Below are 23016 nucleotides of genomic sequence, written 5' to 3' on the forward strand. Positions count from 1 at the left end.
GTTGTGAGAAAACAACGACTAACCCAGGGTAGGCGCTCCTGCGTCGCGCCAACCCTGGGCTTTGAGGCGGAATCCCTTTGGGATTCTAACATTTGGTCGAAGAACTTGTGGGTAATGCTTAGGTCGTGCCACCGCAGTCCATAGGGCACTCGTGCTCGCCAATGACTCTGGAAAGGGTCGTGGCGCTAGGGAGTTGATGACGAAGCGGTCCGATGCGGTTTATAGCCCATAGTCCGGCAGCCCTCTACAGCTTTCCGCCCCTCGGAGGGGGTGCCAGCTCCGCTGGGGGACCAAAGCGGCAGAGGGCTGCCGCACTCCATATGCCCCCCCCTTGACCTGACGAAGAGAGCAGCCCATGCTCGGTCTTTAAACTTGTATGGGTTCACCGGCACATTGGACGGACACGTTGCAGTCGATCGTTGGCAGCGAGAGTGTACTTCGCAGCCACGAGGACCTGCTCACCTACGCCTTCGACGGAACGGCGGCGCTCCAGCAACTTCCCGAGGTGGTGGTCTTCGCCCGCACAGTGGAGCAAATCCAAGCGATTGTGCGGTTCTGCAATGAAACCGGGCGTCCTTTGGTCACCCGCGGTTCGGGCACCGGACTCAGCGGAGGCAGCGTTCCATCCGCCAATGGCGTGGTCCTATGCACGGTAAAGATGGACCAAATTCTCGAGGTCGATCGGGCGAACCTTACCCTCCTAACGGAACCCGGCGTCACCACGGTCACGATCGCCGAAGCGGCAGCCAAAGCTGGGCTGTTCTATCCCCCCGACCCGGGCTCCATGAAAATTTCCACCATCGGCGGCAACGTGGCCGAGAATTCCGGTGGCCTGCGTGGCTTGAAGTACGGCGTGACCCGCAACTACGTGATGGGACTCGAAGTCGTTCTGCCCGACGGAGAGCTGCTTTGGACCGGCAACAAATGCGTCAAAGACGTGGCCGGCTACAGCCTGCGCGATTTGTTTGTGGGAAGCGAGGGAACGCTGGGCATCATCACCAAAGTGCTGCTCAAGCTGATCCCCAAGCCCGCCAGCAAACGAACCATGGTCGCCACCTTCAGCGCCATGGATCAGGCGGCCCAGACGGTCAGCGACATCATTGCCGCGCAGATCATCCCCTGCACTCTGGAGTTCCTGGATCGCACCACCATCCATTGCGTGGAGGACTTCGCCAAGGTGGGCCTTCCCTTGGATTGCGAGGCCTTGTTGCTGATGGAGAGCGATGGACATCCCGCGGTCGTCGCCGACGAGGCAGCCCAGATGGAGCGAATCGCTCGCCAGAACGGATGCCTCGAGGTGAGGGTCGCGAAGGACGATCATGAGGCCAACCAGCTCGCCACCGCCCGACGCAGCGCCTTCAGCGCACTGGCCCGGCTGGCACCGACCACCATCCTCGAGGATGCCACGGTACCACGGAGCGAGCTGGCTCGAATGATTCGGTTCGTCGCGAAAGTCGCAGAGAAGCATCGACTGCGCATCGGGACCTTCGGGCACATGGGCGATGGCAATCTGCATCCCACCTTCCTGACCGATGAGCGCAACCACGAGGAAATGCATCGAGTAGAGCTGGCGTTCACCGAGATTTTTGAAGAGGCGATCCGGCTGGGAGGCACGATTACCGGCGAGCACGGCGTCGGGTTGGCGAAGAAGCATTTCCTCCCGAAATTTGCCGGCGATGCTCAGATGCGCGTCATGCGCGAACTCCGGAAAGTGCTGGATCCTCGCGGCATCCTCAATCCGGGAAAGATGTTCGACTAACCTTTTGAAGCCATGGCTGACACCCCCTCCGAGTCCAGTTCCGGCCTCTCGTTTCTGCAGGTCGCCAAATTCTCGAGCGCCTTTGCCTGCGGAGTCATGGGAGGATTTCTCTATTCGTTAAAACAGGTAAACCCGTCGCTCCAGCTGGAGTTCAGCTTGGGGACCATCCTCATGGCGGTCCTCAGCGCCGGGCTGGCCCTGTTCCTCTGGAAGCTGGTCACGGACTTCGCCATGGGAGCGGCTGTCAAAGATGGTTCCGATGCCGGCCGACGCAAGTTTATCGCCCTCATCATCGGGGGCCTCCTGCTGTTCTCCGGAATGTTTGTGAGCTACTTTTACGCGATCAAGGACATCCGGCGCGCCGCATTCCTCCAGGTGATGCAAGGGACCACCCTGGCGCTGGTTGTCGTTGGCGGGATTGGGGTGATCGTTTTTCGTCTCGCTCGCATGCTGAATCGCAACGAGCCCCCGACGGGTTCCACAGGACTTCCAGAATCCCAAGACTCCGCCGACTCGCCTCCGCATGAGTAAGCCATCCCACGGCACCACCATCCCAGCGGGCACCTCCTTTCTCAAGGGGTTGGATTACTCCGTGGTTCAGCAATGCATGCACTGCGGCATGTGCCTGCCCACCTGCCCCACGTATGATGTCACGAAACTGGAGCGCAACAGCCCGCGCGGACGCATCGCCTTGATGCGAGCGATCGCCGATGATCGACTCGAGCCCACGCGCACCTTCGCCGAGGAAATGTATTTCTGTCTAGGCTGCCTGGCCTGCATGACCGCCTGCCCAGCCGGGGTCAACTATGCCGAGCTCTTCGAGCGAGCCCGTGCGGAGGCAGAAGCCAGCGGCGTTCTCAACTCCCCGAAACGCTCACTCCTGCGCCGGGTGGTGCTCAAATGGCTTTTCGAGGACCTGAGTCGCCTGCAACTGGTCGGCGCAGGTTTGCGGCTGTATCAGCAGCTGGGCCTCCAGAGGCTGATCCGCTGGAGCGGCGTGCTGCGCCTCTTTCCGCAAAGGCTGCGCGAGTTGGAAGCCATGACCCCCACTGTCCTGGACCACGTCTCCGCCGACCTGATTCCGGCGGTCAGCCCCGCCCGCACCCAGCAGCGGTTCCGGGTCGCACTTCTGACCGGGTGCGCTCAGGACTTGATGTTCAGCGACGTCAACCGCGACACCGCCGAGGTTCTCACGCGAAATGGCTGTGAAGTCATCACGCCGCCCGAGCAGGTCTGCTGCGGATCCCTCCACGCGCACAACGGCGAATGGGGCCTGGCCCAGGATCTGGCCCGTCGCCAGATCGACTTGCTGCCTCCAGAACGATTCGACGCGATCATTACCAACGCCGCCGGATGCGGGTCGCATCTCAAGCACTACCACAAGTTGCTGGAGGGCGATTCTCGCTACGCTTCACGCGCCGTGTTGTGGGACCAGAAGGTGAAGGATATTCACGAATGGCTGGCCCAGATCGGCATCCGCGCCCCCAAGATCACCAACCCAACGCCGGTGCGGGTGACCTATCACGAAGCTTGCCACCTCTGCCACGGACAGAAGATCACCGCGCAGCCGCGTCAACTCCTACGGGCGATCCCGGGCCTCACACTGGTGGAGCTAACGGAGAGCACCTGGTGCTGCGGCAGCGCAGGCATTTACAACCTCATCCAGCCGGAGATGGCGCAGAATCTGTTGAACCGGAAAGTGGGTCATCTGAAGAACACCCAAGCGCAAGTCGTAGCCACTGGAAATCCGGGATGCCTGTTACAAGTGCAGAACGGCGTTCGGGCTCAGGGAATGGAGATGCGGGTCGCGCATCCGATCACACTGCTGGCTGAAGCCTACCGAGTGGAAGAGTCGGAGTGTGCAAAGACAGACGACCTCTGATATTCAAAGGGGTCGGAAATGAGTTTCCGGCATGGGGATATATTGCCCACGGATCACGGATGTGAACAGGGACTTGCCAGAGCCGGGCCCACTGACGCTGCTGCTCTTCTCATGGAGGGGAGCTGGCTTTGATCCTTCGGTTCTCACTGATTGAGTGCTCCTCCGCGTTCTCCGCGCCTCCGCGAGAAAAAATCCCTCCCCTAACTCGGAAGGACTGCCGGAATCTCTCGCGGAGGCGCGGAGAGCGCGGAGAGGAAAGGGCTCATGGAGAGCCTGTCAGACTTCACGGAAAAAGGCCGCGCAGCTTCTTCGCGTCGAGCACGCGCTTCACCCCGATGCTCAGCGCGGCCAACCGCATGGGGATCTTTTGCTTGCGCGACATCGCCAGCGTCTGGGTGAACGCTCCTTCCAGGATGCGAAACAGCTTGTCGGTGACCTCGCTCTCGTTCCAAAAGAAACTCTGGAGATCCTGCACCCACTCGAAGTAGGAGACCACCACTCCGCCGGCGTTGCAGAGGATGTCGGGGATGACAAAGATCTCCGGTCGCTGGTCGAGCACCAGATCGGCGTCGGGTGTGGTGGGACCGTTCGCCGCCTCAGCCAGAATTCGGCACCGGATGCGTCCGATGTTCTCGCCGGTGATCTGTCGCTCCAAAGCCGCGGGGACGAGGATGTCACAAGGCAGGAGCAAAAGCTCTGCATTGCTGATTGGCTCCGACTCCGGAAACCCGGATACGGTTCCGTGCTCAGCGACATGCTTGTCCAAGTCAAAAATATTGAGGCCGCCGGCATTGTAAACACCCCCGCGCACATCGCTGATCGCCACGATTTTAACTCCATAACGAGCTAGGGAGAGGGCCGCGATGGAACCCACGTTGCCATAGCCCTGGATCGCTGCGGTGGCTTGGGACGCTTGAATACCCACCACATCCATGGCGCGATTGATCAGGTAAGCCACCCCCCGCCCCGTCGCCTCGCGGCGTCCCACCGATCCGCCGATGCCCACCGGTTTGCCGGTGACAATGCTGGGAACCGCATGGCCCATGTGCACCGAGTAGGTGTCCATCATCCAGGCCATTGTCTGCTCGTTGGTGCCCACATCAGGTGCCATGATGTCCACCTGCGGGCCAATGAAAGGGATCATCTCTTGAGTAAATCGGCGGGTAAGCCGCTCCAGCTCCCGGATCGACATCTGGTGAGGATTACACGTGATGCCTCCCTTGGCGCCCCCGTAGGGCAAGCCCGTGAGGGCACACTTCCAACTCATCCACATGGCCAGGGCTGCCACCTCGCCGATTTCGACATCGGGGTGATAGCGCAGACCGCCCTTCGTGGGGCCCAACGTCAAGTGATGCTGAACTCGATAGCCGGTGAATACCTTCACCGAACCGTTATCGAGCTGAATCGGCAATGCGACGGTCATCGAGCGCTTCGGCAGCTTCACCCGATCCCGCTGCACCTCCGGAATCTCCAGATGATCCGCCACCAGGTCGAACTGGCGACAGGCCATGGTGAACGTCGGATGGTCGTAAAGTTTCACGGATTAAATATAGCAACGAGGGCAGGACAAATCCACCGTTCCGCAGGGGAAATCATTTCATGGCAGGCCTTGCGCTCCAGGCCGAGTGTGCTCTACCCGCCCCCTTCCGAACGCAGGGCGGTTATACCACCCGGATCAGGATTTGAGCCCGCATCGAGGAATCACCCATCTTGAGTCCGAAGGTATCCTGGAGGATCAGCGGGGATTCCGGCATGCGCCGAAGCTCGCCTGGAACGACGGTGGGAAGCGCGAGAACACAGTTCTTTCCAGCCTCGCAGAGCCGGGTTTTAACCTGTCCGACCACCATGTTGGCGATCTCCCCGAGGGCATCCTTGATGACCTGAAGGTCGGCCGGTTCCTCTGGCGAGAGGCACAGGAGTTTGCGGGTGATCTGTTCAGCAACCGAGCCGGGAAGCTCGAAGTTGACCACACCCATGACACTCCCGACGAAACCCACACCGGTGACAATCTTGTCGGACGATGACGTCCCGCTGACCGGTGCCTCCTCCATGGTTACCGACAGGAGCGGTCCCAGAGTCGTTTGAAGAGCCACTTTAGTCCAGGCGTGGACATGGGTCAGGGTGTCCATGCAGCGCAGAAACCGTCAGAGTTTCCGTCCCGATTTCACATCAGTGTGCGGCGGTGACAACCAGGGTCTGCTCCAGTGTCGTCAAGCCCTGCCGAACCTTGTCCAGGGCCGCCACCCGAAGGGTCTTCATGCCCTGCGCCACGGCGAGTTTTCCCACCTCCATGGCGCTCGCACGTTCGATGACGAGCTTGCGGATTTCATCGCTCACGGTCATGACCTCGATGATCGCGAGCCGACCAGCGTAGCCCGTGTTACCGCAACGTTCGCAGCCACGCCCACGATACAGAGTCACCCCCTGATAAAAGTCCGTGGGAATGTCCAAATCCTCGTACATTTTATCAGGATATTGAACCGGCTCTTTGCAGTTAAGGCAGATCCGGCGCATGAGGCGCTGTGCGCAGGACAAGATGACAGCCGACGAGATCAGAAAGGGCTGGATGCCCATGTCGTCGAGACGGGCGATGGCGCCAGGCGCGTCATTGCAATGCAGGGTGCTCAGCACCTGATGGCCGGTCAGCGAAGCCTCAACCGCGATCTCCGCCGTCTCCGTGTCCCGAATCTCACCGATCATGACGATGTCGGGATCCTGACGCAGAATAGACCTCAAAGCGCTGGCGAAGGTAAGTCCGATCTCCTTCTTAGTCGGAACCTGGTTGATACCCGCGATCTGAAATTCAACCGGATCCTCCACCGTGATGATGTTGTATTCCGGGCGATTCAGCTCATTGAGCGCCGAGTACAGCGTCGTGGTCTTTCCAGAGCCGGTTGGGCCGGTCACGAGAATGAGGCCGTGGGGAGCGTCAACCGCCGCCTTAAAGCGCTTGAAGGTGTCGGGATCCATCCCGATTTTTTCCAAGCTACCGGAAAGATTGCTCTTGTCCAAAACGCGCAGAACGCATTTTTCGCCGTGCACGGTAGGCAAAAAGGAGACACGCAGATCGAAGTCCTTGCCCAGCACCTTGACGCGCATACGACCGTCCTGCGGCAGCCGTCGCTCGGCGATGTCGAGGCTGGCCATGATCTTCAACCGGGACATCAGCGCCACCTGCATGTTCTTCGGGGGCGAAGTCCGGTCGACCAGCGCACCATCCACGCGATACCTCAGCCGAACCATCTTCTCAAAGGGTTCGATGTGAATATCGCTCGCTCGCTCCTTGATGGCCTGAACCAAAATCAAGTTGGCAAGCTTGATGACGGGAGCCTCCTCACCGGCGGCGGCGAGCTTGTCGATGTTGGACGAGTCGTCGAGGGCTTCCTTGACTGTTTCCAGGCTCTCCGCCTCGGCCTCCATCTCAGCCTGCTTTTGGACGTCCTGGATGATGTCTTCCATGGACCCGGACTGGGCGGAATCCACCTGAGCCAGCTTGTCCATGATCGCCTTCTCCGAGGCGATCATGGGGGAGACTTCCATCTTGGTGATGCGCCGGACGTCGTCGATGGCGAGAACGTTCAGCGGATCAGCCATCGCCAGCAGCAGCTTGTTTTCCAGGCGCGCGAGCGGAATCACCTTGTGATTGTGCGCCATGTCGCGCGGCACGATCTCGGCGACATCGCCGGGGATGGCGAGGCGGGAAAGATTGATGGGGGGAACGTTGAGGACCCGGCCCATGGACACGGTCATGTCCTGATCGCTCACCAATCCCTTTTCCGCGATGAGCTTGATGAGGCGGGTGCCCTTCTGCTTCTGAAGCTCCAGCAACTCCTCCACCTGTTTGGGGTGGATGAGGCCGTCGGCCATCAGGGCATCGGCTATGCGCTCTCCAAATGATTTGACGGGGGGCATGAGATCAGCGGAAGGAGGTTCGAATCGCTTTGGTCAGGTCGGCCGGGTTCGCCAGATAAAATTGGAATCGAGTCGCCACCTGCGTCTGTTCCAATTCGAGGACCGCCTGTTTGTTGAACGGGTTGGCGGTCGCAACCAGAATGGTCTTGCTCATCCGATCAAACGGAAATAGGCACCACCGGCGGCACAGATCGGGATCAAACTTACGAGCAACTTCCACGTCGGAGTCGTAACGCGAGAGCGGCAGATAGCCCAGTCGGGTCTTGTCCATGAGCACCTTGATCGATCGCTCGACCGGCAGGACGCTGCGATCCGCCAAGGCCTGAATGAAAGGCACCGCGATACTCCCGGCTGGGGGATCATAGTCGGGTGCGATCCAGCAATTCGAGAAGTCGTGTTCGGAAATCAGTTTCCCATCCACAAAGACCTTCTTCATCCCCTTGGACCCATCGTCGATGCAAGTGGCGACCCGTCGTCCAGGCGGCGCGACCTCGATGGTCGTGTCGTCCGACGTGGGGGTGGCACTGAACTCGCGCGCCTTGCTCTCGATGTCCCGCAGAGCGCTTTGCACCTCGGGGTCGTCGGGTTTGTGCTGGAGCAGACTCTCATACTCCAGGATGGCGGAGGATAGCTGTCCCATCATGACGTAGGCCTCAGCCACTCGCTTTGAGGTCCGAATCAGCTCGTCCTCCCGACCCAACTTGACGTAAGCCTCCTTGAGAATCTCAAGTGACTGGTAATCCTGGGGTTGCCCCTGGGTGATTACCTCAAACATCTCGATTGTTTGAGTCAACTGGGCCTCTTCTTCAGCAGAAATCTTGATCAGGGGCAGTCCCATGTAAGGAGAGGGTTAGTAGATTTAGGGGGTTGATGCGCATGGCGAGGGCGATGAGCCAGTAACCAGAGATGACTCCATCTCCTCCGGCTCAAGGTACATTCGTTCAAGCTTTTCACACTTCTAGGGAGGTAGGGAAGCAAGGCGGAGGCCAATTCCAAGAACGAGGGGGTAAAAAACCGTTGGCAACTGCTCCGGGTCTGTGTTAGAACCTCCGACCGCTTTTTGGGCGGGGAAATTTAACTCGCAGAGTTTACAGAATTTATGTCACAGCATCCTAGTTTGCGCGCAGCGGCCACTTCGGGCGGAAAACGAAACGTCATGAAGCGCTTTGAACGCGTCGAAATCCTCAAGAAACGGGGCCAATGGAAGGCCGGCGACCGCGTCACGGGTTTGCGGAAGACCAAGCCGGACGCCTAAGGCCCTCCGGTGCCCTCAGGTTGGGCATTCGTTCGTCGGCCACCGCTTCGGGTACCCTTCAGTGACCCTTCCGGTAGCCCCCTAACAATCTATTTATAGAGCCTCGGTCGCCTCCTTGAGGTTGGACTGAGGTTCTTTTCTTTTTTGATCCGCTTACAAAAATTTTTAGCCGAGTGCGGTGTTGCCTCTCGCAGGGCCGCAGAAAAACTCATTTTGGAAGGACGGGTCCGTGTGAACGGACAAATCGTCCAAGAACTAGGCAAAAAAGTCCACCCGAACGAGGATCGAGTGGATGTGGACGGCAGTTTCGTCAAGGTGAAGCGAAAGGTGTATATCGCTCTCAACAAACCGTTGAGGTACCTGTGCACCCGCACCGATCCACTGAATCGGCGAACCGTGATTGACCTGCTCCCGACGGAATGGTCGAAGGTCTATCCGGTCGGCCGCCTAGATTATGAGTCTGAGGGGCTCCTCTTCCTGACCAACGATGGTGATTTCGCGCTTCGCCTGACGCATCCTCGCTACGGAGTGAAGAAGATCTACGAGGCCATTATCGAGGGTAAAGTGGATCGATCCGTGATCCGTAAAATCACCACCGGCGTGGAATCCGAGGGCGAGACCTTGAAGGCTTCGGCAGCCAAACTGCTCATGACCAACGAACGTCATAGCCTCGTCCAGGTCGAATTAACTGAGGGAAAGAACCGAGAGGTACGTCGGTTGTTTGCAGGCTGTGGGCTTGAGGTCGCACGGCTGGTCCGAACCAAGATCGGCCCGATCAAGTTAGCCGAGCTCCCCTCAGGTAAATGGCGAACGTTGACAGAAACCGAGATAAAATCTCTACTTGCGCGCACATGAAAACCAATTGCTGGTTAACTCTTTCCCTGGCGTTTTATGTCGCCGGTTCGGCCGCGGAGTTCGCGGCCAATGCGGCATCCACCACGGCCCCGGCGAAAACCCCTGCGAAAAAGTCGCCCCCGGCCGCAGCGGTTGCCAAGGCGAGCACGGCCGCCGCGCTGCAGGCGGGTCCGGCCGAGGTGACCCAAGAACACGTCAATGTGCGTGCTCAAGCGGACATCGATAGCGAGGTGGTCTCCCGCCTCAGCCGCAACGATGTCGTCAAGGTCATCGAAGAGGTCACGATCAAGAAAGCAAGCCCAGGCGAACCCACGCGCTGGGCGAAGATCGCCTGGCCAGCTGGCGCGCCCGTGTGGGTTTATGCTGACTTCGTCGATAAGGCCTCCATGCAGGTCAAGGTCGCCAAGCTCAACCTGCGCACCGGCCCCGGAGAGAATCATAGTGTGGTCGGCCACCTCGAAAAAGGGGCCAGCCTCAAAAAGCTCGATGCCAAAGGCGACTGGATCAAAGTCGAGGCACCCGATAGCTGCGTCGCGTTCGTAGCGGCTAACCTGCTCCACAGCAAAGCCACGCAGCCAGAGACACTCTCCTTGGCGGCCAACCCGAGCGCACCGATAACGGGCCTGCGCCCCTTGACGTCGACTGCTCCACGCCCGATGCCGCCGCCGCTACCGGCCACCACCACCACGGACCTTCAGCGCGACATCGTGGTCACCCAGCCCAAACCGGCCACGATCCCGACCTTCACCTTGCCGCCGCCGCAGCCGCCGCGACCGACCCCGACGCCGGCAACTCTAGCCGGAATCTCCCCGCCCCCTGTCCCAGCCCCGACGTCCACACCGGCTCCAATCGTCCCGGTGCCAGCCCCATCGGAAACCAAACCCTCCCCGATCCTCACCCGCGAACCGGGCGAGATTGATTTTCGTCCGCAACGCGAGGAGACCTACGTCAAGCGCATCGTCACTCGCGAGGGTCTGGTTCGCCGAAACTACAACATCCAAGCTCCGACCGCCCTGGTGCTGGAAAACATCCACAACGGTCGGGTGATGAACTATCTTTATTCGACCAGCACGAACATGAATCTCAACTCTTACCGCGGCCGAGTGGTCACTGTAACAGGCGAGGAAGCCTTGGATGAACGCTGGCCCAATGTGCCGGTCATCCGCGTGGAGACCTTGCAAACCGACCCATGACGGTCCCCGGCAATTTGATCGATGGGCGGGCACTTGCCGAAGCAATCCATCAGGAAACCGCCCAGCGGATAGCAGCGCTCCAATCGAAGGGGGTTGTCCCCGGTTTGACCTTCATTCGAGTAGGCGAGGATCCGGCCTCCCGCGTGTACGTCGGCATGAAGGAGAAAACCGCGCAGCGTTTGGGCATCCAGTCAACCACGCGCGTCCTGCCCGACCACACCACGGAATCAGAGCTACTCGAGCTCATCTCCCGATTGAACGATGATCCTGGGTGCCATGGAATTCTGGTTCAAGCCCCCCTCCCCTCCCATATCCAAGCCTCCCGCGTCTTCGCGTCCGTGAGTCCACAGAAGGATGTGGACGGCTTCCATCCGGAGAACGTGGGAAAACTAATGCTCGGAGACCCCACGGGATTTGTCCCCTGCACTCCCGGAGGCATTCAGGAGATGTTAATCCGCAAAGGTGTCAAAACGGACGGCGCGGAGGTGGTCATCCTGGGCCGGGGCGACATCGTCGGGAAGCCCATGGCCGCGATTCTCTGCCAAAAGTCCAAGCATGCCAACGCCACGGTGACCCTCTGTCACTCTCGAACGCGGAATGTTTCAGAACATTGCCGTCGTGCCGATGTGGTCATAGCCGCGATGGGTGTCGCGGAGTTCCTGAAAGCAGATATGGTGAAGCCAGGAGCCGTCGTGATCGACGTGGGAGTGAACCGAATTCCTGCGCCAGGGACCAAGGACGGCACACGACTGGTGGGCGACGTGGACTTTGCAGCCATCCAACCCATTGCCGGATTAATCACCCCGAATCCAGGTGGAGTTGGGCCCATGACCATAGCCATGCTGATGCGCAATACGGTAAGAGCGGCAGAAATGACCTGACTCCACTGAGAAAATGTCCGAGACTCGCTGTTAACTACTCATGCAACCCAATCGTATTCTCCCTGATCTTCAAAGCTCATTGGTCTGCCAAGATGTTCGGCAGGAAGCCAACGGCAACCTCATCCTCATCGGCATCATGCAGGTAATTCCCGTCCCGCAGGTCCCGATCGCCGCCAGCCAGATCCTGGTTTTCAATCGGTGGTGTGCAGGGGTGGGCCAATTCACGGACACCGTGCGGGTGATCGCACCGGATTCCACCACGGTGGTGGCGAAGAGCGACCTGAAGTTCGCGCTGCAACACGCTCATGCCTCGGCTACGAACGTCAACATCCTGCGCGAAGTCGAGTTCAAGACAACGGGGGTGTATTTCATCGAGGTGCTGGTTGATGAAGTCCTGAAGCTGCGTTACCCGCTCCCGGTGCTCATTCCGCAGCAGCAGCAACGCCCGCCGGGGGCCCCGGCAGCGCCGACCGCGCCGCCTCAATAAGGGGACATGATGGGCACCGGCCGGCAGAACCCACAGCCTGGCGCGGATCCGGCGCCCGCCCTTCCCATCGCTTCATGCAAAGGCTGGGTGCCGCTCACTCCGAACGGGGTGGCGGCCTACGCGGGGTCACCGCTGAAGCGAGTCGTGGTGCTGCAAGCCATCAGCGGAACGCTCTGCACGCTGGCGATCGCCTGGATCCTGGTCGCCTCGGTCTTCCCAACCATTCGGCAGGCTCTCCAAAATCTACCCGACCAAGGCCTGCTCACCCTGGGCGAATTACGCTTCCCGGAAAACACGCTTTTCAAACATCCACTCGCAACGAGCACCTGGCTTGCTGTCGATGTTGACCCCACCACCACCGCTCATCGAAACGCCTCCCGAGATCTGGACCTCATTTTCACGCGCTCCGAGGTCCGACTGATCTCAACGTTAGGTACCGCCCGGATCCCCTATCCACCGCTCTGGCACCTCCCTTTCAACCGATTGGAGATGCTGGCCGCCTGGGAGGCTTGGGAAGGCATGCTGTATGGGGCTCTGCTCCTGGGCAGCTTCACGACCCTCGTCGTGTCCTGGTGGCTGCTCGCCACGGTGCACTGTCTACTGCCCAGAATCCTGGCCTACTTCACCGATCGCGAACTCAACCTCGGCGCCGCCTGGAAACTCACCGCTGCCGCCCTGATCCCCGGAGCAGCGCTGATGGTGATGGGCCTGGTCGCCCTGGAAGCCGATGTGATGGGCGGCGTGCAGTTTGCCCTCCTGTTTGTGATCCACTTTCTGGTGCCGATCGTGTATTCCCTGCTCGCCACGTGTCATCTCCCCCCTCGGGCCATCCGCACGGCCCAAACCAAGAACCCATTCGGCCCGCCGCCGTCCTCCGGGGCTCCCGAAGAGGACAATTCGGCCAGTAAATCCTCCCCGGCAGCACGCCCCCCTCGCAAGCCCGCCAATCCCTTCGCCCGCATCGACTGACCCCGACGGCGGACGTCCGTGCGATGATGAAGTTTCATCGTTCATTTTTTGAGAACCGAGCCGATTCATAGAGTGAACTGATCCTGCCTTCACGGGCAGCGGACCACTCCTATGACGAAGAATCTCTCCCTGCGGGGAAAAATCTTATTAGTGCTAGCACCGGTCTTGGTCTTGAACCTTCTGGGCGGCACAGTCGCGTATTTCCAGTTTGTGAAACTGGAGCATCTCATTGCCAAGGCCAACCTGCATACCGAAGCTCTGCAGAACCATCAGGAGTGCGACATGATGCACGACGCGATCCGCGGAGACATGCTCGCCGCACTGCGTGGGGCCGCCACCGGCGATGGAAAAGTTCCGAGTGAGATCAAAGCGGATTTTGAGGAGCATTCGAAAAATTTTGTAGAGAAGCTCGAACAGAATCTACAACGACCGCTCTCACCCACAGCGAGCGCCAGTTTGAAGGAAGTGAGCGCTCCCATGGCGCAGTACACCTCGAGTGCAGCAACCTTGCTCAAGAAGGCGGACGACAACCTTAAGGCCGCGGAGGAGCTTCTGCCTTCTTTCTACACAGCCTTCAAGGATCTTGAAGTCCATATGGAAAAGGTGAGCGACACCTTGGCGGCCGAAACACGAGCCGTCAGCGACCAGGCCCATCAGAGCGTCACCCGCTTTCAACATTCGCTGGCCGTGGCAGGAATCGTGGCGCTGCTGCTGCTCATCTTACTCCCGGTGTTCGTGGTCAGAACCCTACCGGTCCCCTTCCAGCGGATTGCCGATACCCTGTCTCACTCCTCAAAGGAAACCTTGGGATCCGTCCATGAACTGAGTGGCGCGAGTCGCTCGCTCGCCGGGAACGCTGAGAAGCAGGCAGCCTCGCTCGAGGAGGCCAGCGCGGCTCTGGAGGAAATTTCGAGCATGGTTCGACGGAATGGTGAGAGCGCCAAATCAGCAGCGTCTCTCGCCAAGCAGGCGCGGGAAGTCGCGGAGTCCGGCGGCGAAGTCGTCGAAACCGCCGCCGCCGTGACCCGCAGACTGTCTACTTCAAGCACCGAGCTCAAGCAGGCCATGGGAGGGGTCAAATCCGCGAGTGATGAGATCGCCAAAATCATCAAGAACATCGATGAGATCGCCTTTCAAACGAATATCCTGGCCCTAAACGCGGCCGTTGAAGCCGCCCGGGCCGGCGAGGCCGGCCTGGGGTTTGCCGTGGTCGCCGACGAGGTTCGGAATCTTGCCCAGCGGAGCGCCACCGCCGCAAAGGAAACGGCTAACCGCATCGCAGCAGCCATCTCCCAGAGCAGCACCGGCTTGCAGGTCAGCGAAAAAGTAGCCAACGATTTAAATGAGGTGCAAGTCCACTTCGGCCATGTCGAACGCAACCTGGCATCGATCCTGGACCAAGCCAGAAAAGTGGACGAGCATGTGAGTCAGATCGCACAAGCGTCCGATGAACAATCGACTGGGATCCAACAGGTCACTCGCGCCGTTTCAGAGATCGACCAAATGACACAACACAATGCCGCGGCAGCTCACCAAACCGCGAGCCTCGTGGAATCGCTCAATCATCAGGCAGTCGTGCTGGAGGAAACCGTGGTTAATCTCATGAAGCTGGTGGGCGGTGAAAGCAAACACCCCCAAGCTACCGAGGTAGCCCGGATCGATTCACTACCCCCTCGCTCGGGAGGCACACCACACGAGCCCCAGGTCGAACTTCAGCGGGCAGCTTAATCCGTCCTTACTATTTTGCACCGATGCAATAAAGGTACTCATGGCCGCGGAGGAACAGGTTGTTCCCCACGATGGCCGGAGAGGCCTCGAACTTTTCCTCGAGCTTGTTCGTGGCCAGAACTTCGAATGTGTCGGCATCCTTGATCACCACCGTCGTTCCGTTTCTCCCGGCGAGATACACGCGTCCGCCGGCGGAAACGATCGAGGCATAGAACCCTGACGGCCCCTCCAACCGCTGCTCCGTGAACAACTCCTTGCCCGTCTTGGCATGGAAACAGGACAGTACGGGATTGTTCCCCGACAAGAAATACAGGCGCTCGCCGACCAGAGCAGGCGACGGCACATAGGGCGTGCTTTTGGCGTGCCGCCAGGCAATGGCGTCCGAATCAGTCAGGTCGCCGGTGCGCCCCAGCTGAATCGCGAGCAACGAGTTGCCCCGAAATCCGCTGATGGCGTAGACCATCCCAAACCCGCTGACCGGCGTCGGGATCACATTGGCCGTCATGCCGCCGCATTCCCAAATCTGCTTGCCCGTAGATAAATCATAGCTCCGGATCCGCTGGGTGGCGGCCACGATCACTTGCGCCTGGCCCTGGTGCTCGATGATCAGAGGCGTTGTCCAGGTGGTCTTCTCTTCGCGAGGATTCCGCCATAGCTCCTTCCCGGTCGTCTTGTCGAAGGCCGCGATAAAGTCCTCGCCCTCATGATCCCAATTGACCACGAGAGTGTTGCCATGGATCGCGGGCGAGTTTCCCTCGCCGAACCCATTGGCCGTTTTCAGCTTCCCCAAGTCCTTCTGCCATTTGAGATTTCCTTTCAAATCAAAGCAGTGCAACCCGCGGGAGCCCAACCAAGCGAAGACGAGCTGTCCGTCGGTGACCGGCGAATGCGAGGCAAACCCATGATCGCGATGGTGACCTTCATGGGGAACTTCCTCTCGAAGCACCTGCTGCCATTGGATCTTTCCAGTGGCGGCATCCACTGCCAGCAGGGCGAATTGCTGGAATTCCGTGGGCTTCTCGCCGCGTCCGCCGAAGCCGCCTCCGGGGCCGCCACCTCCTCCCGGGCGCCGGCGACGCTGTCCCTCGGGAGGAACCGCGGGAGCATCCGGCGCGGGCTGTGCCTGTCCAAACACCGCCTGCGGGACAATGAGCTGGGCCGCCTTCTTCTCTTCAACAGGCGGCTCGATCTTCTTGCCCGTGGGGATGGCGGTTTGAATAAAGACCTGACCACCCCACACAATGGGGGTTCCCGCCCCAGCCCCCGGCAGCTTGACCTTCCACTTCACGTTCTCGGTTTCGCTCCAGCTGACCGGAGGATTCCCCTGCGGGGCAACCCCGTTGGCGAGCGGGCCGCGCCACTGCGGCCAATCCGAGGCAGCCGCCGGAACCAAACTGCTTCCTCCGCACCAGGCCAAACCAACCGCCAGAGCAACCAGACCACCGCGGAACCGCGGAGCCAGTCGAGCATTTCGTTCAAACAGGGTATTCATGTTCATTTTGGGTTAAGGTGAGCCGTCAGCTAAGCCCAGGTGTCGGGACGATCAGGGTTGATCGTACTGGCCTAGTGGGCGAATCCAAATGTTGCGAAAGCGAACCGGGTTTCCGTGCTCATAGAGCTCGATATACCCCTGGGGCGGGTGAGGCTTATCATAGTTTCCCAGGGCTTGATGCGGCGTGCCGCCATAGAGTTCGTGACGGTGATGCACCACCACCCCGTTATGCAGAACGGTGACGTAGGCTTTTTTGATCAGCTGCTTTTTATCGTCCCACCGGGGGGTCTCAAAGATGATGTCGTACGTCTGCCATTCGCCAGGCGGCCGCGAGGCGTTGACCAAGGGAGGTTGCTGGCCGTAGATGGCGGAGGCTTGGCCGTCGGGATAGGTGGCGTTATTGTAGGAATCGAGCACCTGAATCTCGTATCGCCCGAAAATGTTCACTCCGTTATTGCCGCGCCCCTGCCCCTTGCCCGTCACCACCGACGGGGTGGCCCACTCGAGATGCAGCTGAAAATCACCGAACTCGTCCTTCGTGCGGATCTTCCCGGTCTTGGTGGTCTCCATGTACCCACCTTCTAGCTTCCACTTCACCTCGCCCTTGTCGCCCATCCATTTCGAAAAATCCTTCCCGTCGAACAGAACCACGGCGTCGGAGGGAACTCCAGCCAGTTCACTAAAGGTCTTGCCGGAAGTGATGACCTTGGGAAGCGGACGAGCCGGATCATGGACGCGCCACTTGCCGTTGGGCTGGAACGGGGTGTTGGTGTAACCCTCGGCGGCAACCGCGGCTTCGGGTCGCGCGCCAATCAGCAGGGCAATCAAGAGAGTCAGAGCTTTGGATTTCATCGGTGTTTCAGTATTACAAAAGCGGCTCCGGCGTCAGTGTCAAGCGGCCGGGGCTGTTGTTTCCCATGGATAGAGGGTCCGGCGAAAAACCACAAGGGGAACCTTCATGGCTGCAAAAAACCGTTGCTGCCTCTGCCAGAACACGCCATGGTCCCTGTCGTACTTACAATGCCCATTCACACTAAATCTTCTGGGGACGGCGTGGAGCTCTCTCTCACCGGACGTGTCGACGGAGCGATGGCCAATGAGTTGGAAGTCGCGATCATCGAAGCGATTCGTGGGGGGGCAAAGTGCCTGTCGATCAATCTGGCTCAAGCAAGCTTCATTTGTTCCGCGGGATTGCGTGTCCTGTTGCAATACTGGCGCCAAATGAAGACGGCCGGCAAACAATTGGTGGTCACTGAGCCCTCGCCCGAGGTGGATTCGATCCTCGCGATGACCGGTTTCCGCGATAAGATGGTCGAGGGCACCAAACCCTGACCGCCCGCCAACCCCGCTGCGCTACCGTCAGCCCGCCTCCGGCGGCTTACGACCCATGACGTTGGTCTCGGAATATCGGCTTCGCAACGACCCGACGGAATGCCAGAAGCTGCCGGAATGGATCGAGGCCTTCACGGAGCAAGCCAAGCTTTCCTCCACGGCGAGAAATGCCTTCGACCTGGCGCTGGTAGAGTGGCTGGCTAACATCCTCGCCTACGCTTACGACGATTCATCGGAACACTCCATCACACTGAGGCTCTTCGCCGGCCCCGGACAGGCCCGGGCTGAGATTCGGGACGATGGACGCGAGTTCAATCCGCTCAGCCTTCCCACCCCCGATGTCCATGTCCCGCTGGAAGACCGGCCCATCGGCGGCCTCGGCATCCACATGATCCGGCAGCTCATGGACTCCGTGGAGTATCGTCGCGATGCCGGACACAACATCCTTACCCTCACGCGACGATCCGACTAGTACCAAGAGCAGTTCCAGAGAAACCCAAGACGGTGGTTTTAACCACGGATTTCTCGGATGACTCGGATGGAAGAGAGTAAGAGAGTTTCACTTCCGCCACCACCTCACCACCCTCTCACCAACTCCGCACCCGATAGAACTGGCGCGGGGCCTCCTTCGTCTCCCGGTCCACTAGCGTGAATGGCGCCGCGAATCGTAACGCCTGATTGGTATACCACGGAACCCAGGTGAACAGGTCAGAACTCCGTTCCGCAACATAGGGCGCATCGGCGACTCCCTGGATCTGGTTAGGGAGCGACGCCCGCGGCTCCAGGAGGTGGAAGCCAGACTGCACAGCTACCGTCCATCGATCGCTCGTCACCACCCCGACACGATTGGATATCTGCACCCAGTAAGCACCGGCATCGGAAGGTTGAAGCCCTTCAAGAACCAAGGTCGGCCGATTCTCCCCCGCAAGTGCACCCGCGCTATTGAACCATTGATAGTTCAAAGGCTCATCCCCCTCAGCGCTCCCCACCAGGGCCACCTCTCCCCCCGCATAGCCCTGGAGCTGAAGCGCGGCACTTAAAAGCCGAGGAGGAAACTGAAGCTGCGACAGCACCGTCTCGGTCGATACACTGGCGAGGCCGGCCGTGACCCTGACTCGGTACTTTCCAAGGGATGTCAGACTCAGGGATTCCAAGACCAAGGATTCATTGGTCTGCTGAGCCAGATCCCGCCCTTCAAACTGCCATTGGTAGTCGAATGGACCGGTGCCCAGCACCTCCGCGCGAAGCAGCACACGCCCGCCGGCCACCAGAGGGAGGCCCGGCTCCACGATCCGAACCTGCGGATCTACCGGAGGTCGGGACGTCTGGCGCCGAGCGATAAGACCACTGCGGAGCGGTATCCACAATTCCTCCCGGTCGACGCCACCCAGCGCAACCGGAATATCCAAGCCACCCAACTCCGTCACCTCGCGCCAGCCTTCCCCGTCAAACTCGAAAATCCCACCGGCCTCGGTTGCCTTGCGCCCGACCACAAACAAACGATCCAGTCTCCCGCCCCAGACGCCAACCGGATCGGTCAAAGGCAGGACCGTTTCGAGGGGATCCGGAATCACCGTCCCCGCCCGCGCGCCTGACAGCTGGGCAGAGGCATTCCAGAGGCGTGTCTCTCCGCTGGCGGCATCCGTGCCCAACACCAAAACGTGGCTTTGCTGCCCACTCACGAAGGCCAGGAGTCTCTGCCCCAGAAACTGGGAAGGAGCCTTCAAAGCTTCCGCCCAGCGCACTCCATCCCACTTCCAGAGAGACTGGCTGGTCACGGCAAATCCGTGCTGTTCATCCAAAACCTGGAGATCCACCAACGGAGGTTGGCTTCCATTGACGAGAACCGTCCAGTTGGGTCCTTGACGACGAAGCAGTTGCCCGTTCGCCAACAGCAGGTGCAGCGACCGGCGGTTGCCCGCTATGCCTCGAGCGGACTGAAGGTTGACACCGACAGGAAGCGAGTTCGTGACCCAGGTCGCCCCCCGGTCAAGCGAGCTCAACAAAAGGCCCACGGAAGTCTGGCCATCCGCTCGATCCAACCAGACGTTCAGGTCCGATTCATCCGCACCGTGGACCAACACTCCACGAAAACGGGGCACCCGGAGGACCAGTTCCCATCCGGTGGAAGCCGATCGAAACAGCCGAGCCTCCGGCACGTCCGGGGTTCCGGCCTGATGGGTGTTCACCCAGAGATAGGCTTCGGAGGCAGACCGCGCCCAAAGTGGGCCGGCTGCCGCGCCATCGACGATGTTCCTTATCGATTCGAGCGACCAAGCGGCCGGATACCGGATTCCCACCTGCGCCACACGATTGGTCAAATCCCCCAGGGGAGTTCTGATGCGCACGGTGTACAATCCCGCATCCGAGGCTTGGAAGCTTCCGAGGGAGAGAATGCTGCCGGTTGCGTTGGGAATGGGATTCGTCTCGTTGAGGAACCACTGGAAGGTGGGCGTCGGCACCGGACTATTCGTCACCCCCGCGTCCAACACCAAAGGTTGATTGAGTTCCTGCAGCGCCAGCTGCGGCGGCGTGGATGGCAGCGTAGGCAGCTGGATCAGACTGAATTTCAGAGAGATCACTCCCCCCTGCCCTTGGACGCTATCGGCCATCAGATCGTAAACCGCCCCCTCGGTTTCGTTGGTGTACAGGATCAATCCGTCCTGAGAGCAGGCCAGCAAACGAGCGCGGGCGGAGACATAGGCAAAAAGTCCGGTCAAGGCTGGCACCGCGCTGTCGCGGCTGTCGACGACCAACACGCCTTTTTTCTCCACCACGATATTGGTCAGCCATCGGGTCGCTCCCCCAAACCAATTGCAGGTTCGTGGATCGCTGGAGGACCACGTGCTGGCCTCGTTGTTAAGAATCTGATCGGCGCTCACCCCGGGACGAACCACGATGGTTCCCGCGCTGGTGGAAACATCGGCCAGCTGGGGCGGGGCCGAGGGGACTTGCTCATCCGGACTCACCCGGTTGAAATAACGCTTATCCACGGACACCACATCGCTCGCGCTGCCAATCTCGATGACCGCTCGAGCGCTATCCACAAAGACCGGGCTTCCCTGGGCTTGCACTCGGACAAAGTAAGTGCCGACATGTTGGGGTTGCACATTGGGAAGGCTGAGAACGCGGTCCGTCTCGCCCGGCAAGGGCTTACCCAGGAAATACCACTGGTAGGTGAGTCCCTGTCCCTCCGCCACCACCACCAGGTTGGTCGATCTTCCCGCTGGTCCGGAGCCGCTCAGAGGTGAAGACACGATGACCGGCAGCGGTGTGGGATCCGCTTGCTCGACGATCGCGGTAATCAGGACCTCCCCGTTGTCACCATCGAAGCCATCGACCGCGATCCAATACTCAACGCCGGGAACCGACTTGAACGTCAAGCGGCTGGTGAGGACGCCAGGAGCATCCTCGCTGCTGGCCACCGCCACCAAATTGCTGGGACTATCCCCGGTGTAAACCCCCAGCATGGTGTCAAAGTCGCTGCCAGTGGTGCCCAACGTCACCCATGCGCTGGAAGTGGCCCGCCAACGATACCACCCTGAGCCGCCACCCGCTGCGCCGGCATGAGCCGGCTCGCCTGGCTCCCGAGTAAATCCAGCTGTGGAGCCTCGGAAGATCGTGCACCCGATCGGAAGGTCCAGAGTGGGGGCCGACTCCAGTGCGTCCGAAGGATTGGCGCGTGGCTGCTCCACCGTGACGAACACCGGATCGGATACCACGCTACCCGCAGCGTTCTTGATCGCCACCCAGTAAGGACCAGCGACATCCTGCTGAACGAAGATCGGTCCCAGCGTCGCCTGCGTGGCGCCCGGCATGGCGGTTCCGTTGTGATACCATTGATAGCTGAGCTGCGGGCTGCCTCCCGCCTGAACTGCCAGGGTCAACTCCTCGAAGAGTGCGACGCGTTGGTTCTGCGGCGGGGTGATGATGAAGGGGGGCGTTTCGATCCTGACCTCTACCGGATCCGTCACGACCAAACCGGCGAAGTTGCATACCACCAACTCGTAAATCCCAGCCTGATCGCCAGCCACCTGCGGAATCTCCAGCGTGTTCGAGTCGGGGCCGAGAACGCCCGGATCTCCGAACAAGTCGATCCCGTTGCGACGCCAACCGAAGTAGAGCGGCTCGCTACCCGTCACCGCAGCGCGCAGTGTGACTCGATTGCTCAAGCCAACGATCTGAGTCTCGGGCGACAGCAGAATCCGAGGCGGCGAGAGCACTCGCAGACGAAACGGTGGGCTCCACTCCCGACCGGCAGCATTGCTAACACTGGCGGTGTACGTTCCCTCGTCCTCCGGTCGCACTGCGGCGAAATCCAATCCCAGCCCCGTGGCACCGGCCAGCGGCTCGCCGTTGCGATACCACTGATAGCTGAGCGGATGCGTGCCCTCAGCGTGCACGACGAAGGAAACCGACCTACCCTCCGCTACAGTCTGGTTCCGCGACAGAGAAACCCAACGTGGCGGCGTCAGCACCGTGAGGCGAGCCTCGACCGACACCTCGCTGCCCACGTCGTTGCTCACTCGGACGGAGAAGCTGGCGGAATCCTGGGCCTGCAGATTCTCGAGGCGGAGTCGAACGTCCGTCTCCCCGTCCAGCTCCTTCCCATTTCGAAACCATTGATAGCGCAGAGGAGCCGTGCCTGATGCCGCCAATTCAAAGGTGACTCCACTGCCTTGCGTGACCACTTGGCTCACCGGCTGGCGGACCACCATGGGCTTTTGAAGCACCGAGACCAGGGCGTCGGGGCTCACCACCTCTCCCAGCACATTGTAAACCCGGACGGAGTAGCGTCCCGCCTGCTGAATTCCCACGGCCGGCAAACGGAGGATTGAAGTGGTAGCGCCGCCCAGAATCCGGCCCTCCCGCTGCCATTGAAACTGAAGCTCCGCGCCCGTCGCAACGACTTCCAACACGAGTTCCCCCCCTTGCAGGAGGGCCTGGTCACGAGGGGCCTCGAGGATCAGCGGAACGTCCTCGAGCGGCGCAGGCTGAGAACTCGAAGCCCCATCCTGGGCGTTCGAAAAGAAGCCTGTACCAATCCCTACCCCCAAGAGTCCAAGAAGCAGCGCACTTCTCAGCATCGAAGGAAGTCCATACTTCCGGTGAGGGTTCAGGGAACAACGGTCGGTGTCGCCTTCTGAGGTGCGACCTTGCCTCCGCGCTGAGAGGCAAGTGAGCCGGATTTTCATACGATGGTGTTGGATGTAACAGCCTGCGCCTTCAGCCTACAACAGAAACTTTCGTGTGAAGAGCCACAACGCTTGC

General features: G+C 60.2%; 19 protein-coding genes. 12 read left to right on the forward strand and 7 right to left on the reverse strand.

The window, feature by feature from the left end; genetic code table 11:
• Positions 1-376: 376 nt before the first annotated feature.
• From JNN07_06795 to JNN07_06805, 3 genes are read left to right on the forward strand one after another with little or no spacing between them, the layout of a single operon-like run.
• Positions 377-1759: an FAD-binding protein gene (locus tag JNN07_06795; GenBank protein MBL9167433.1), complete on the forward strand. Its 1383-nt coding sequence runs from the start codon at positions 377-379 to the stop codon at positions 1757-1759.
• A 12-nt stretch (positions 1760-1771) separates the two neighbouring features.
• A complete protein-coding gene (locus JNN07_06800) occupies positions 1772-2290 on the forward strand; it encodes a hypothetical protein (GenBank protein MBL9167434.1) in 519 nt (172 codons plus the stop codon).
• A complete protein-coding gene (locus JNN07_06805; protein ID MBL9167435.1) occupies positions 2283-3641 on the forward strand; it encodes a (Fe-S)-binding protein in 1359 nt (452 codons plus the stop codon). The genes JNN07_06800 and JNN07_06805 overlap by 8 nt, the downstream gene beginning before the upstream one ends.
• 283 nt (positions 3642-3924) lie before the next feature.
• Here the strand turns inward: JNN07_06805 and JNN07_06810 are convergent, their stop codons facing one another.
• From JNN07_06810 to JNN07_06825, 4 genes are all read right to left on the reverse strand, one after another.
• Positions 3925-5151 carry a Glu/Leu/Phe/Val dehydrogenase gene (locus JNN07_06810; GenBank protein ID MBL9167436.1) on the reverse strand — a complete coding sequence of 409 codons (1227 nt, stop codon included), beginning with the start codon at positions 5149-5151 and terminating at the stop codon, positions 3925-3927.
• 151 nt (positions 5152-5302) lie between these two features.
• Positions 5303-5770, reverse strand: coding sequence for a chemotaxis protein CheX (locus JNN07_06815; GenBank protein MBL9167437.1), 468 nt, complete (start codon positions 5768-5770; stop codon positions 5303-5305).
• 40 nt (positions 5771-5810) lie between these two features.
• On the reverse strand, positions 5811-7553 hold the full coding sequence (tadA, locus tag JNN07_06820) for a Flp pilus assembly complex ATPase component TadA (protein ID MBL9167438.1): 1743 nt from the start codon (positions 7551-7553) through the stop codon (positions 5811-5813).
• Between the two features lie 4 nt (positions 7554-7557).
• Positions 7558-8391, reverse strand: a complete 834-nt coding sequence (locus JNN07_06825) for a hypothetical protein (protein ID MBL9167439.1) — start codon at positions 8389-8391, stop codon at positions 7558-7560.
• Positions 8392-8652: 261 nt separating this feature from the next.
• Here JNN07_06825 and JNN07_06830 point away from each other — a divergent pair, with 261 nt between their 5' ends.
• The 7 genes from JNN07_06830 (at position 8653) to JNN07_06860 (ending at position 14921) form a co-directional block, all read left to right on the forward strand.
• Positions 8653-8808 (forward strand): small basic protein, encoded by a 156-nt coding sequence (locus tag JNN07_06830; GenBank protein MBL9167440.1) that lies wholly within the window; start codon positions 8653-8655, stop codon positions 8806-8808.
• 144 nt (positions 8809-8952) lie between these two features.
• A complete protein-coding gene (locus tag JNN07_06835; GenBank protein MBL9167441.1) occupies positions 8953-9663 on the forward strand; it encodes an rRNA pseudouridine synthase in 711 nt (236 codons plus the stop codon).
• Positions 9660-10856: an SH3 domain-containing protein gene (locus tag JNN07_06840; GenBank protein MBL9167442.1), complete on the forward strand. Its 1197-nt coding sequence runs from the start codon at positions 9660-9662 to the stop codon at positions 10854-10856. Before JNN07_06835 ends, JNN07_06840 begins: the two co-directional genes overlap by 4 nt.
• A complete protein-coding gene (locus JNN07_06845) occupies positions 10853-11737 on the forward strand; it encodes a bifunctional 5,10-methylenetetrahydrofolate dehydrogenase/5,10-methenyltetrahydrofolate cyclohydrolase (protein MBL9167443.1) in 885 nt (294 codons plus the stop codon). The genes JNN07_06840 and JNN07_06845 overlap by 4 nt, the downstream gene beginning before the upstream one ends.
• 40 nt (positions 11738-11777) lie before the next feature.
• The gene (locus JNN07_06850) at positions 11778-12224 is read left to right on the forward strand and encodes a hypothetical protein (protein MBL9167444.1); all 447 of its coding nucleotides are present in this window, start codon (positions 11778-11780) and stop codon (positions 12222-12224) included.
• Between the two features lie 6 nt (positions 12225-12230).
• The gene (locus tag JNN07_06855) at positions 12231-13193 is read left to right on the forward strand and encodes a hypothetical protein (GenBank protein MBL9167445.1); all 963 of its coding nucleotides are present in this window, start codon (positions 12231-12233) and stop codon (positions 13191-13193) included.
• 111 nt (positions 13194-13304) lie between these two features.
• Positions 13305-14921: a methyl-accepting chemotaxis protein gene (locus JNN07_06860; GenBank protein ID MBL9167446.1), complete on the forward strand. Its 1617-nt coding sequence runs from the start codon at positions 13305-13307 to the stop codon at positions 14919-14921.
• 10 nt (positions 14922-14931) lie between these two features.
• Here JNN07_06860 and JNN07_06865 read toward each other — a convergent pair whose 3' ends face one another.
• Both JNN07_06865 and JNN07_06870 read right to left on the reverse strand, forming a co-directional pair.
• A complete protein-coding gene (locus JNN07_06865) occupies positions 14932-16413 on the reverse strand; it encodes a PQQ-like beta-propeller repeat protein (GenBank protein MBL9167447.1) in 1482 nt (493 codons plus the stop codon).
• 51 nt (positions 16414-16464) lie between these two features.
• Positions 16465-17265, reverse strand: coding sequence for a DUF1080 domain-containing protein (locus tag JNN07_06870; protein ID MBL9167448.1), 801 nt, complete (start codon positions 17263-17265; stop codon positions 16465-16467).
• 168 nt (positions 17266-17433) lie between these two features.
• On the opposite strand from JNN07_06870, the gene JNN07_06875 reads away from it, so the two are divergent.
• Positions 17434-17745, forward strand: a complete 312-nt coding sequence (locus JNN07_06875; protein MBL9167449.1) for an STAS domain-containing protein — start codon at positions 17434-17436, stop codon at positions 17743-17745.
• A gap of 55 nt (positions 17746-17800) precedes the next feature.
• Positions 17801-18217: an ATP-binding protein gene (locus JNN07_06880; GenBank protein MBL9167450.1), complete on the forward strand. Its 417-nt coding sequence runs from the start codon at positions 17801-17803 to the stop codon at positions 18215-18217.
• A 115-nt stretch (positions 18218-18332) separates the two neighbouring features.
• Here the strand turns inward: JNN07_06880 and JNN07_06885 are convergent, their stop codons facing one another.
• Complete coding sequence (locus JNN07_06885) at positions 18333-22940, reverse strand: immunoglobulin domain-containing protein (protein MBL9167451.1); 4608 nt, start codon at positions 22938-22940, stop codon at positions 18333-18335.
• Positions 22941-23016: the final 76 nt, after the last annotated feature.

The sequence above is a fragment of the Verrucomicrobiales bacterium genome (assembly GCA_016793885.1).
GTDB lineage: Bacteria > Verrucomicrobiota > Verrucomicrobiia > Limisphaerales > UBA11320 > UBA11320.

Excerpts from the sequence above, each read along its gene's own strand:
- JNN07_06860 (MBL9167446.1), top strand. The coding sequence starts at position 13,305 with ATGACGAAGAATCTCTCCCTGCGGGGAAAAATCTTATTAGTGCTAGCA.
- tadA (MBL9167438.1), bottom strand. The coding sequence starts at position 7,553 with ATGCCCCCCGTCAAATCATTTGGAGAGCGCATAGCCGATGCCCTGATG.
- JNN07_06845 (MBL9167443.1), top strand. The coding sequence starts at position 10,853 with ATGACGGTCCCCGGCAATTTGATCGATGGGCGGGCACTTGCCGAAGCA.
- JNN07_06885 (MBL9167451.1), bottom strand. The coding sequence starts at position 22,940 with ATGAAAATCCGGCTCACTTGCCTCTCAGCGCGGAGGCAAGGTCGCACC.
- JNN07_06795 (MBL9167433.1), top strand. The coding sequence starts at position 377 with ATGGGTTCACCGGCACATTGGACGGACACGTTGCAGTCGATCGTTGGC.
- JNN07_06840 (MBL9167442.1), top strand. The coding sequence starts at position 9,660 with ATGAAAACCAATTGCTGGTTAACTCTTTCCCTGGCGTTTTATGTCGCC.
- JNN07_06825 (MBL9167439.1), bottom strand. The coding sequence starts at position 8,391 with ATGGGACTGCCCCTGATCAAGATTTCTGCTGAAGAAGAGGCCCAGTTG.
- JNN07_06810 (MBL9167436.1), bottom strand. The coding sequence starts at position 5,151 with ATGGCCTGTCGCCAGTTCGACCTGGTGGCGGATCATCTGGAGATTCCG.
- JNN07_06815 (MBL9167437.1), bottom strand. The coding sequence starts at position 5,770 with ATGGACACCCTGACCCATGTCCACGCCTGGACTAAAGTGGCTCTTCAA.
- JNN07_06800 (MBL9167434.1), top strand. The coding sequence starts at position 1,772 with ATGGCTGACACCCCCTCCGAGTCCAGTTCCGGCCTCTCGTTTCTGCAG.
- JNN07_06875 (MBL9167449.1), top strand. The coding sequence starts at position 17,434 with ATGCCCATTCACACTAAATCTTCTGGGGACGGCGTGGAGCTCTCTCTC.
- JNN07_06870 (MBL9167448.1), bottom strand. The coding sequence starts at position 17,265 with ATGAAATCCAAAGCTCTGACTCTCTTGATTGCCCTGCTGATTGGCGCG.
- JNN07_06830 (MBL9167440.1), top strand. The coding sequence starts at position 8,653 with ATGTCACAGCATCCTAGTTTGCGCGCAGCGGCCACTTCGGGCGGAAAA.
- JNN07_06850 (MBL9167444.1), top strand. The coding sequence starts at position 11,778 with ATGCAACCCAATCGTATTCTCCCTGATCTTCAAAGCTCATTGGTCTGC.
- JNN07_06880 (MBL9167450.1), top strand. The coding sequence starts at position 17,801 with ATGACGTTGGTCTCGGAATATCGGCTTCGCAACGACCCGACGGAATGC.
- JNN07_06805 (MBL9167435.1), top strand. The coding sequence starts at position 2,283 with ATGAGTAAGCCATCCCACGGCACCACCATCCCAGCGGGCACCTCCTTT.
- JNN07_06865 (MBL9167447.1), bottom strand. The coding sequence starts at position 16,413 with ATGAATACCCTGTTTGAACGAAATGCTCGACTGGCTCCGCGGTTCCGC.
- JNN07_06855 (MBL9167445.1), top strand. The coding sequence starts at position 12,231 with ATGATGGGCACCGGCCGGCAGAACCCACAGCCTGGCGCGGATCCGGCG.